We start from the raw sequence: 11,826 nt of genomic DNA on the forward strand, positions 1-11,826 counted from the left end.
CATCCCGAGGATGAGCGTGACATCTTTCGCAGTAGTACCGTGTGATGCTCAGAGAGCCCTCGCTGCCCTCCGATGACGTCAAGTTCAAAGAGAAAATTGAATGACAACCCTATTTAATGAAAATACATACATCAATCAAACGTTCACACAATTAAGTATTGAAAAGGAACGAATTGAGCGCCTCGACTTTGAAAATTGCCAATTTAAACAATGCAAATTTATCGACATTATTTTCAGCCATACAAAATTCACTGAATGTGATTTTGAATCCTGCGATCTTTCTTTAGCAAAATTTCCAGGCTGCAAATTCTCTGAGGTCGCCTTTAAAAATTCAAAACTTATTGGAATAAACTGGACTGAATTATGTTGGCCTTTGGTCAAGCTAAGAAGTCCCCTCTATTTTTATAACAGCAACTTAAGCCACTCCAGTTTTTATGGATTAGAACTCTCAAATTTAATTATTGAAGAATGTAAAGCCCATGACATTGATTTTAGAGAGGCCAATCTAAGTTATGCAAGTTTTGTAAACACCGACTTGCTGAACAGTCTGTTTCTTCATACCGATCTAAGCGCTGCAGATTTCACGAATGCCATCAACTACACAATTGACCCGCATGAAAATAAAATCAAACACGCACGTTTTTCTTTCCCAGACGTCATCGCTTTGTTACATCATTTTGATATAAAAATAAATGACTGGCCCGAGCTTGATGGCTAGCAGAACTGATTTTTAAAATAGTCTTGATCCAAGAACCAATATATTTTGCTCCTCTGTTCCCCCTGCTAAAAAAAATATTTTATAATTATCATAAGATGTCTATAAAGCACCCTATATGCCCAAGAATTATTTTTCTAGCAAAGATGGAACAGTAACAATACGACTAGATCAGGCATGGTCTGATTATCAAAACAGTTCGTTAAGCAAGGAAGATCGACTTAACGCTCTTGATTTTATGATTTATGTTTTTGATATTAAAAAATTTTCCAATAAAAAGAATGTACTTAATCAGCTTTTAGATAATCTAATGCAGGAGAGGGAAAAGAGAAAAAAAGAAAATCCTGAATACATCCCCGTCCTATCAAGAGGAAAATATAAATTAGAACCTAATAGAGTATTAAAACCCACGTCTGAGAGCCAAAAGTCTTCAGAAGCTGATATTCAAAATGCTTTTAACAGGGGTGAACTACTCGATGTTAATGAAAAAGATAAAAGGTTTGATGAAGCACATACCACCTTTTTGACCCCACAACAGCGAGCAGAATTCAATATTGAAATCAATAATGGCCTATTTCATAAAGAAGGTAAAATTTTTGATTCCTCTCAATCAATAGCCCACAAAAAGCCTGGGTTTGTTGCATTCACTTTAAATACGAATTATGAGCTTTCTGTCTTTGAGCATCAATGTGGGCTATTGGATGAGCAAGGTAGATTATTACTACACTCTTCGATGAACGCAGGAGCTCCTGTATTAGCTGCGGGTGAAATGGAGATAAAAAATGGCAAATTAATCAGTATTAATACCTATAGTGGACATTACCAACCCTCTTTATATTCTGTGGCACGATTTTTAGAATATTTAAGCAATCGTGGCGTAGATATTACGGAAACAAAAGTATATCTAGAAAATGAACCCAGTAAAGAATCTGGTCTTAAATACCAAAAAGGTCAATATGGTTATGAAATATCCGCAACCGATATTGTACATAGTGTTAAAAAGATTATGACGCTTAACCTGGAATATATTGATGAATATATTAACAGTACCCGAACACAATTATTTAATTTTTTTGGAAATAAATTGACTCAAGCTAAGTCTGCAATTGCACAAGAATTTCATGACGAACTTGTGTACACCATGGATACATTGAAGGATTCCATTTCATTGTCAGATATAAAAATATCTATTGAGTGCCTCGATTCAATAATAACGAGATATTCAGAAAAACTTGAGCAATTAAATGGAAATCCCGGGCACCTGGATAATAAATTTTCTGTTCTGAAGATGTTAATTCAAGAGCAGCGAGAAAAGTATGAGCGCTTGGATGATAAAGAGGAAGAACAACGAATTGAACGTTTTAAATCTCAACATTAAGAATCAGTAAACATTGGATATCTGTTATTTACTAAACAGTCTCTTTAGATACTATATCCTAAACCCCCGTTTCTTGCACTGTATCTACAGATAAAATTCCATTCTTTCCGGAACGTACTTTGCCAGTTTTAATGGGGTTGAAAGCCGCAATCGTAAACAGGTAACATCATTGGTTCGTGTTTGATTTAAGACTGTTAAAGCATGTGCATCATGTTTGGCGCTTATGCCTGCATTAGACAATGCCTGTATGATGCTGTAAGCCAGTACCCACCGTCATAATTCTACTATGTGTTGAACGTAACATGGCAAAATCACGACCAATAGATGCCTCCCCCTCTGCGGGCCACCAGGATTCAGTAATGCGTTTTCTCCAATTATAAAATTCCAAATCTCGAGGCAATTCCTCTTCATGAAACCTTGGACAAGGGTAAAATGCGCGATCCTCTCGGCAATACTCTTGGGCTACATGAGCCGGAAGCCGAAGTTGCTCCTTACCAACTCTATTTATCCAATGCTCTGCTCGTTGTTGCCAATTCCAGAGCCGAAATCCTGCACTGAATTGATGAATCGCATTGATGAGCAGTTGAAAATCAAAATGTTGTTCCCCTTTTATTTCAATATCGCCCACAGTGTAATTAATGCCTCTTTGCATCACTTCATCATACTGCTCTAATAATCGCACACGTAGTTCTTCAGCAATTTTATATCCTCCTCTGATATAAGCTGCATTTTGGAGACAATCGAGCATCAGATGCAACATGTGAATATCCATCGCCCATACCGCATATTGAAATGCTGAAATATGAAAGAATTCACGCCCAGCATCATTTTTTACATAAGCAGGTTTCGCGAGATAATGAATATGAGAAAATGGACTCAGTTCGCAGAGCTTTTTAACCATCTCTTCACAACCCTGAACTGTATGCACTAATAATTTTTCTGTGATACGAATTGGATTAGTGAATGAATAAAAGAGCTTGGATACTGCAGCGATTGAAGAAACCATAGGTTCGGGTTGTTTTCTTCGGGCAAAGAATAAAATTGTATTCGTAAGTTCAGGTATACCCCATAGGATGTGAGGTTCATTTTGGGTGGTCTTATCAAGTGCAGCAGTTAAAGGAACTTTTTTTAGCTTCCTTTTCTTTTTTCTGGGAGGGTGGTGAAAACCATTTCGGTGCTCCTTAGAATTAAAAGTCGAAAATACATACTTCATACATAGTAACTGCCCTCCTAACGACGTCAACTTCAATATCTTCTTTTTATCCGCAATTTTAAGATGAACCAAGTCAATACATCAGGTATAATAGCAAATTTTTAAATCCGACTGCCTAAGCTATGCCCATAAATACCTTACTTTATCAATCGACACAGGCTAAACAAGTATGGGGTCAGCTCCATGGAAGCAGCTTAGCACTGGCTCTTGCTGAATATTGTCAACAAACTCCCGGAATTAAGTTATTGATTGCCCAAGATAATCTCAGTGCAAATCAATTGCAAGCGGAGTTGAATTTCTTTCTCAATTCAAACAGTCCCCAAGAACTGTTATTTTTTCCGGATTGGGAAACACTCCCTTATGACCAATTTTCACCCCACCAGGACATTATTTCGGAACGGTTGTATACCTTAAGCCGTATTCAACAAGTGACTGATGCAATTGTCATCACTTCAGCCAGCACATTAATGCACAGACTATGTCCACCCGAATTTTTAAATCAATATGCTTTAATGCTAAAAGAAGGGCAAAAACTGGACTTAACCGCTTTTCGTAATCAATTACAACAAGCTGGTTATCATTGTGTGAATAAAGTACTTGAGCACGGAGAATTTGCCCTACGCGGATCCATAATTGATGTTTATCCAATGGGTTCCGGTTTACCCTTTCGTATCGAGCTTTTTGACGATGAAATTGAAAGTCTACGAGAATTTGACACAGAAACACAACGTACAATAGAAAAAATAAAAGAAATCAATGTGTTACCTGCACGCGAGTTTCCTTTAAATGAACAAAGCCAGCTCCTGTTTCGACGTGCTTTTAGAGAACTATTTCCAGGTAATCCAAGTCAATGCCCTATTTATGAAGCGATCACTGAAGGACAATACCCTTCAGGAATTGAATATTACCTTCCTTTATTTTTTGAAAAAACAGTCACTTTTTTTGATTATCTCCCAGAAAATGCCAAGATTTGTTTGATTGAGAATATTCAAAATAATGCAGAGCAATTTTGGCAAGAATTGAATGAACGCTATGAGCAAAGACGATATGACGTCAGCAGACCTATTTTATCGCCCCCTGCTTGTTTTATTAATCCAACTGAATTATTAACTAAAGCCAATACCTACGAGCAATTGCGTCTGTTCCAAAATCCTTCGGATAAAAAAGGGGCTGTGGTTAATTTTGATATTATTCCAGGCCCACAATTACCCATAGATAGGAAAACACAAGAACCCTTAAACCAACTTCGTACTTATTGTGCAGATACAACACGTCGTTATTTGATTGTAGTCGAGAGTGCGGGACGGCGTGAAGTGTTACTCGATTTGCTTAAACCAAGCAACATTAATCCTAAAGTACAATCTTCTTGGCACGATTTCATTAACGATAATGCTCCGATCAACATCACTACCGGAGACCTCATTTACGGATGTGAATTAAAACAAAGTCATATCGTTATTATTGTTGAATCCCAATTATTTGGGGAGCAAAGTACACCTCAAAGGCGCAGTGCACAAAAAACAGTTGATCCTGACTTAATTATCCGTGACATGGCTGAACTTCGTGTTGGTGCGCCTGTAGTTCATTTGCAATTTGGTGTAGGACGTTATCAAGGATTACAGCATATAGAATCCAATGGGATTGCGAGTGAATTTTTAGTCCTTACCTATGCAGGCGAAGACAAGATTTATGTTCCTGTGACCTCGCTTCACTTGATTAGCCGATATACTGGGGTAGATAGTGAACATGCCCCCTTACATAGACTGGGTTCAGATCAATGGCAAAAGGAAAGGAAAAAGGCCGCTGAAAAAATTCATGATGTGGCCATTGAGTTACTTGATCTCTACGCCAAAAGAGAAGCCCAACCAGGACACCAATATCAAATCGATCATAATGAATACGTTAAATTTGCCAGTGCCTTTCCATTTACAGAAACACCGGATCAATTACAAGCAATCGAGCAAATCATAAAAGATATGGAGTCCCCGAGACCTATGGATCGTTTAATTTGTGGCGATGTAGGTTTTGGTAAAACAGAAGTAGCCATGCGCGCCGCTTTTGTTGCAGTGCAAAACAATAAACAAGTCTGTATTCTTGTCCCAACTACTTTGCTGGCAGGACAACACTTTGAATCCTTCCGAGATCGATTTGCAGACTTCCCCATTAATATTGAGTTACTTTCACGTTTTCGCTCAGCTAAAGAAACTGAGGCAGTGCTTGCCTCATTAAAATCAGGAACGGTTGATATAGTCATAGGGACTCATAAATTATTCCAAAGCAAGATTGCTTTTAAAAATCTTGGATTGCTTATTATTGATGAAGAACATCGTTTTGGGGTCAAACAAAAAGAGCACATCAAAGCACTACGTACCCATGTGGATATTCTTTCCATGACCGCGACCCCTATTCCTAGAACATTAAATATGGCAATGGCAGGAATAAGGGACATTTCTCTAATGACCACACCTCCAGCGAAACGTCTGGCAATTAAAACTTTTTGGCAAGAAAAAAAGGACCCTATCGTCCGTGAGGCGATCCTCAGAGAAATTCTTAGGGGGGGGCAGGTTTTTTTCCTACATAATAATGTAGAAACCATTGATCGTGTCTGTCAGGATTTACAAACTCTGGTTCCCGAAGCAAAAATACGCTCAGCTCATGGACAAATGCGTGAACGTGAGTTAGAACGAGTCATGTCGGATTTCTATCATCATCGTTTTAATGTATTGGTCTGTACCACCATCATTGAAACCGGTATCGACATTCCCACTGCGAATACGATTATTATTGATCGCGCAGATAAATTTGGTTTAGCACAATTGCATCAATTGCGTGGACGTGTAGGTCGTTCGCACCATCAAGCCTATGCATACCTACTTACTCCGAATGAAAAATTATTGACCTCTGATGCCGTCAAACGTTTAGAAGCCATTGTATCCTTGGAAGATTTGGGCGCAGGCTTCACTTTAGCAACCCATGATCTCGAAATTCGTGGGGCGGGTGAGCTTTTAGGTGAAGAGCAAAGTGGAAACATGCAAGCAATTGGATTTAATTTGTTTATGGAAATGCTCGATAGAGCAGTTCATGATTTAAAAGCTGGAAAGACACCTGAATTATCTGCCCCTATGCATCAAGGCCCCGAGATTGAGTTACGTATCAGTGCCATTATTCCTGATGAATATATTCCCGACATCCATAATCGGCTCATTATGTACAAACGAATTGCCAATGCAAAAACAAAAGAACAATTACATGATTTACAAATTGAGTTAATTGACCGGTTTGGCTTACTACCACAACAGGTAAAACATTTGTTATTGATTACTGAATTAAAATTAAATGCAGAACGAATGGGTATTCAAAAAATTAGCGCTGGTGCTCAGCAAGGCAAACTGGAATTTAGTGAAAACCCTTCTATTGACCCAGGAATTTTGATTAATTTGATTCAAGTACACGCCAAAAGGTATCAAATGGAGGGACCTCAACGCTTGCGTTTTACCCTAGATAGTACTTCCCCAGAAGAGCGTATTTTTGAAATAAGTGCCCTGCTTAATAAATTAAATGGAATAAAATGATTTGACGAGCACAGAGCAATCCAGAGACAGCATGATTAATGATGAAGTATGATTTTTAAATACAGTCGAATAACCCCAGAAATTGGATTTTCTATTTCCGGTGTACTTTGTGCCTTTATTTCTTTCTATTTGAATCAAAATACAGGCATAGACCTATCGCATACCAGCTTTATTGTCATTTTAGGCGCTGCATTCATAATGTGGACTTTTCGCCTTGTCCCTGAATATATTCCAGCATTGCTGATTATTTTTAGCGCCCTATTGTTCCATATAGCACCAAAAAATGTCATTCTCTCAGGTTTTACCTCGAACAGTTTTTTTATAGCTGTAAGTGTTTTTGGTGTTGGTGCAATAGTTACCAAATCAAGGTTATTTTATCGTTTCGCCTTAATTTTATTAATTCATCTGCCCTCAAAATCCTCTTTATTACAAAAGTTACTGTTTTTTATAGGTGCCTTAATCACACCCATTATGAGTGTACAAAGCTCACGTGTCGCCCTAATAGCACCTCTATTAGATAATATTCTCGAAAGCAGCACCATTCACCCACGCAGCGATACGGCAAATGCTTTAGCCAATGCAGCTTTCAATGGCTGTATTTTACTCTCAACTATTTTTCTTACTGGAAAGTCGAGTAATTTCATTGTCTTTAGCCTCCTATCAGAACAAAATCAATGGCAAGGCAATTGGATGCATTGGCTTTGGGCTGCATCTTTTCCAGGCATCTTATTAATTGCTTTATTTTTTATATTGCATTCAATCACATTTAAATCGCATAACACCTTAAAAATAAATCATTTTAAATTAAAAAAGGAGCTGTATTTTCTTGGCCAACTCTCTTTTGCGGAGTATATTGCGATTATAAGTCTACTGCTTTTCGTAGCAGGTACTCTTATTTCTACCTGCAAAGATATTCCTATGTTTTGGACTTGTCTCTTCATTTTCACACTGCTTTTGTGGACTAATATTCTTGAAAAAAAAGAACTCATCAAAAAAATTAACTGGAGTTTTTTATTTTATTTTAGTGCCATAATAGGAGTGATGCATGCACTGCAAAGCATTGGATTTGAACCTTGGCTAATTGATCATCTTAAATGGCTTAGTCAATTAGCGCATGCAAACCCATTCTGGTTTATTATTATCATTTATGTAATCAGTTGGTTTGGTGGCTTGCTTTTGGGTACAATGATTGCGCCGGCACTACTTTTCACTGTTATTATACCGCTAGCCAATCAAGGCACAGTGAGTAACTGGGTCGTTGGTTTTGTTATTCTAATGGCAACTGAAGCTTGGATTTTCCCTTATCAATCGAGTTATTTTTTATGTTTTGAAGAATTGCTTAAAAGCAAAAACAACTTTTATCTTAATCCATTATTAAAATTAAATGCGTGGTTTTCTCTGTTGAAACTAGGCGTTATAGCTCTCTCAATCCCATTTTGGTATTTTTTTGAAATTTAAGATAATTTTTCATAGATAACTTACTTAAATGAGTACAAGAGTGTCATAGGTAGTGTGGCCTGGATACAGCGAAGTGGAACCCAGGCCACCCTATTTAACTTGTTCCACCAACTGTTAAAGCATCTATCTTTAAGGTGGGCTGACCTACGCCAACTGGTACAGATTGCCCTTCTTTACCACACACCCCTATTCCTCGATCCAATCCCAGATCATTTCCAATCATACTGATTTTTTTCATCACGTCAGGCCCATTGCCAATTAAGGTTGCTCCTTTGACTGGAGCAGTAATCTTCCCATTCTCAATAAGATAAGCCTCGCTTGCAGAGAATACAAATTGACCTGAGGTAATATCAACCTGCCCTCCTCCAAAATTAACTGCGTACAAACCTCGTTGTACGGAACGAATAATTTCTTCGGGATCATGTTGTCCTGCCAACATGTAGGTATTGGTCATTCTGGGCATGGGTACATGTGCATAAGATTCACGTCGGCAGTTGCCTGTGGATTGCATGCCCATCAATTTGGCATTCAACTTATCTTGCATATAATTCACCAAAACACCATTATCAATCAGTGTAGTGCATTGGGATGGAGTTCCCTCATCATCAATAGTGATGGAACCTCGTCGGTCTTTCAAAGTACCGTCATCAACTACCGTAACACCAGGTGCGGCCACTTGTTGACCAATACGTCCCGAGAAAGCAGATAATCCCTTGCGATTAAAATCACCCTCCAAACCATGCCCGACGGCTTCATGCAATAAAACGCCTGGCCAACCTGGTCCCAAAACGACAGGCATTGTTCCTGCAGGTGCGGGTTGGGCCTCTAAATTAATCAATGCTTCGCGCACAGCTTCTCGTGCATAACTTAAAGCATTGTCTTTTTCGTGAAAGTAGGAATAAGGCACTCGCCCCCCCCCTCCAGAACGGGCAGACTCTCGTTTTCCATGCTTGTCTTCTACAATAACGCTCACGTTGATACTGACCAAAGGTCTAACGTCTGCAATCATTTGCCCATGCATTCCAGCTACCATCACGACTTCGTAGCATCCACTTAATGAGGCATTTACCTGAATTACACGTGGATCAATACGGCGAGCTTCTTTATCAATCGCCTCTAATAAAGCAATTTTCTCTTGTTTGCTCATCCCCTCAATAGGATTTAATCCTTGATAGCGACTTATTGCAGCACTTTGAACTTGAATGGATTGAACGGGTTTGGAACCTGTGAGGGCAATGGAACGAGCCGCATCAGCTGCACGCAACATGGAAGGAAATAAAATATCATCACAATAAGCAAAACCTGTTTTATCACCACTCACCGCTCGAATACCTACCCCTCTATCCAAAGAAAAACTACCGCTTTTGACCACAGAATCTTCTAAGTACCAGGACTCATAGCTGCAACTTTGGAAATAGAGATCCGCATCATCAATATGATGGCTCATCATGGTTCTAAATAATTTTTCTATACCCGTCTCATCCAACGATGCAGGGGCTAGTAAAATTTTTTTTGCTGTATTAAGGGCTTCTGTCATTTAATCATTACCTTTTTAATAAAACTGTTATTCATTGAGAGTAAACTCTATTATAAGTTTAATACATGGTGTTCCAAACAGGGGAAATTTCGACGTAATTCCTGCTGATTTTGTAAATCTATCTCTGCCGTCACTACACCCACACCTATTTCTTTCTGTGTCAGGACTTTTCCCCAAGGATCAACAACCATGCTATGACCAAAAGTACTACGCCCATTTTCATGCCGCCCCCCTTGGTTGGCTGCTAAAACATAACAAAGATTTTCAATCGCTCGGGCTCGCAACAATACTTCCCAATGAGCAAGACCTGTTACTGCTGTAAATGCTGAAGGGACGGTAAACAATTGCGCTCCTTTCAACATCAGGAGTTGATAAAGTTCTGGAAAACGTAAATCATAACAAACCGTCAATCCAATTTTTCCAATCGGGGTATCTACCAGAGCCAAATCATGCCCGCGCTCAATAGACATCGATTCTTTATATGCCTCTCCTGCCGAGACGCTTACATCAAATAAATGAATTTTATCGTAACGCGCAGCGCACTTACCTTGGGCGTCATAAACCAAACAACTAGCACGCACTTTAGAGCCCATGCCTTTAAGAGGGATTGTTCCGGCAATAATCCACAAACCCAATTCTTTTGCCAATTGACTGATTTTTTCTTGTATTGGACCTACACCAAAAACTTCACCAATCTGCAATTTATCGGTTTCATGAAGCCCCATAAATGCAAAATTTTCAGGTAAAAGTACCAGTTCTGCCTGTTCGTCACGGGCTTGCTTAATGAGTTGTTCCACCTGTTGTAGATTCTCAGCAACATGTGCTGAGGAAACCATTTGTACTAATGCTGCCCGTGCCATAATAAATCCTAAAATTTTGACTTAAAAACGGTCGAAACATGTATCCAAAGTAGCCTGCGTACAGCGAATTGTCGCTCATTCCGACTGTAAGGAGGGATGACGGCGAACGGCGCTGCAACCGGTTTACAATACTACTATAGTACTATAGAACATCAAAACAAAAATACTTTGTTTTAAAACTTGAAATATAGGAAACTAACCCATAGATATGCTAGACTAAATATAAACATAGAGGAGCTCCAAACAATGAATCGAAATGATGTCACCATTCTTACACGACGTAATGAGTCAGTGCTTTCGAGTAATAAGGTACTGCGTAATACCTACCTATTATTAGGTCTGACATTTTTGTTCAGTGCGTTTATGGCAGTTTTATCTCTTACAAGCGGCGCACGTCCCATGAACCCTTTTCTCATGATAGTTGGTGTTTATGGTTTAATGTTTTTGACTCAAGCTTTAAGAAACAGCGTTTGGGGTTTAGTCAGTGTTTTTGCCTTTACCGGGTTCCTGGGGTATACCTTAGGACCAGTACTTAATGCCTATATTAGCCATTTCAGTAACGGCCCACAATTAATTGCAACGGCCTTAGGCGGTACTGGTATCATTTTCTTTGCATTATCTGGTTATGCATTAACAACGAAAAAAGATTTTAGCTTCCTGGGCGGATTTCTTTTTGTAGGTATGATGGTCGTTTTATTGGCGATGATTGCAGGAATTTTCATTCACATCCCTGCTTTGCAATTAGCCATTTCAGCTGCTTTCATACTTATTTCTTCAGGATTAATTCTCATGCAAACCAGTGCAATTATTCATGAAGGTGAAACCAATTACATTTCAGCTACAGTAGGTCTTTTTGTATCGATTTATAACTTGTTCGTCAGCTTGCTTAACATATTAGGTGCGTTTTCAGGCCGCGACTAGTTATCCATTCTCCTCTACCTGAATCCCGGTTGTTTTTTGCCGGGATTTTTTTTACCTATCAAAAGTCACATGAGGCTTAACACCAACCTACATTATCTTTTAGACAATCCATATTAATATTTATTCGAACGGTGGGATTTGAGTGCTGGTTGTGAAATTTTTCTAAGCAAGC

General features: G+C 38.8%; 8 protein-coding genes. 5 read left to right on the forward strand and 3 right to left on the reverse strand.

Features of this window, described 5'->3' with window-relative positions:
- Window positions 1-100 precede the first annotated feature (100 nt).
- Both EL022_RS12970 and EL022_RS12975 read left to right on the forward strand, forming a co-directional pair.
- Window positions 101-718: a pentapeptide repeat-containing protein gene (locus tag EL022_RS12970; protein ID WP_028380170.1), complete on the forward strand. Its 618-nt coding sequence runs from the start codon at window positions 101-103 to the stop codon at window positions 716-718.
- A gap of 115 nt (window positions 719-833) precedes the next feature.
- The gene (locus tag EL022_RS12975; protein WP_028380169.1) at window positions 834-2,093 is read left to right on the forward strand and encodes a hypothetical protein; all 1,260 of its coding nucleotides are present in this window, start codon (window positions 834-836) and stop codon (window positions 2,091-2,093) included.
- Between the two features lie 232 nt (window positions 2,094-2,325).
- Here EL022_RS12975 and EL022_RS12980 read toward each other — a convergent pair whose 3' ends face one another.
- Window positions 2,326-3,306, reverse strand: a complete 981-nt coding sequence (locus EL022_RS12980; protein WP_126325215.1) for a hypothetical protein — start codon at window positions 3,304-3,306, stop codon at window positions 2,326-2,328.
- Window positions 3,307-3,428: 122 nt separating this feature from the next.
- Here EL022_RS12980 and mfd point away from each other — a divergent pair, with 122 nt between their 5' ends.
- Together mfd and EL022_RS12990 are read left to right on the forward strand one after the other, a co-directional pair.
- Entirely contained in the window at window positions 3,429-6,878 is a 3,450-nt protein-coding gene (gene mfd / locus EL022_RS12985) for a transcription-repair coupling factor (protein WP_028380168.1), read from the forward strand.
- Between the two features lie 48 nt (window positions 6,879-6,926).
- Window positions 6,927-8,336, forward strand: coding sequence for an SLC13 family permease (locus EL022_RS12990; protein WP_028380167.1), 1,410 nt, complete (start codon window positions 6,927-6,929; stop codon window positions 8,334-8,336).
- 94 nt (window positions 8,337-8,430) lie between these two features.
- Here EL022_RS12990 and tldD read toward each other — a convergent pair whose 3' ends face one another.
- Both tldD and EL022_RS13000 read right to left on the reverse strand, forming a co-directional pair.
- Entirely contained in the window at window positions 8,431-9,873 is a 1,443-nt protein-coding gene (tldD, locus tag EL022_RS12995; protein ID WP_028380166.1) for a metalloprotease TldD, read from the reverse strand.
- 50 nt (window positions 9,874-9,923) lie between these two features.
- Entirely contained in the window at window positions 9,924-10,733 is an 810-nt protein-coding gene (locus EL022_RS13000) for a carbon-nitrogen hydrolase family protein (protein ID WP_028380165.1), read from the reverse strand.
- 246 nt (window positions 10,734-10,979) lie between these two features.
- On the opposite strand from EL022_RS13000, the gene EL022_RS13005 reads away from it, so the two are divergent.
- Window positions 10,980-11,654 carry a Bax inhibitor-1/YccA family protein gene (locus EL022_RS13005; protein WP_028380164.1) on the forward strand — a complete coding sequence of 225 codons (675 nt, stop codon included), beginning with the start codon at window positions 10,980-10,982 and terminating at the stop codon, window positions 11,652-11,654.
- The last annotated feature ends 172 nt before the right edge of the window (window positions 11,655-11,826 follow it).

The organism is Legionella cherrii, assembly GCF_900635815.1.
Classification (GTDB): domain Bacteria; phylum Pseudomonadota; class Gammaproteobacteria; order Legionellales; family Legionellaceae; genus Legionella; species Legionella cherrii.

Coding starts and splice junctions, on each gene's coding strand:
- EL022_RS12970 (WP_028380170.1), top strand. CDS start 101: ATGACAACCCTATTTAATGAAAATACATACATCAATCAAACGTTCACA.
- tldD (WP_028380166.1), bottom strand. CDS start 9,873: ATGACAGAAGCCCTTAATACAGCAAAAAAAATTTTACTAGCCCCTGCA.
- EL022_RS13000 (WP_028380165.1), bottom strand. CDS start 10,733: ATGGCACGGGCAGCATTAGTACAAATGGTTTCCTCAGCACATGTTGCT.
- EL022_RS12975 (WP_028380169.1), top strand. CDS start 834: ATGCCCAAGAATTATTTTTCTAGCAAAGATGGAACAGTAACAATACGA.
- mfd (WP_028380168.1), top strand. CDS start 3,429: ATGCCCATAAATACCTTACTTTATCAATCGACACAGGCTAAACAAGTA.
- EL022_RS12990 (WP_028380167.1), top strand. CDS start 6,927: ATGATTTTTAAATACAGTCGAATAACCCCAGAAATTGGATTTTCTATT.
- EL022_RS12980 (WP_126325215.1), bottom strand. CDS start 3,306: ATGAAGTATGTATTTTCGACTTTTAATTCTAAGGAGCACCGAAATGGT.
- EL022_RS13005 (WP_028380164.1), top strand. CDS start 10,980: ATGAATCGAAATGATGTCACCATTCTTACACGACGTAATGAGTCAGTG.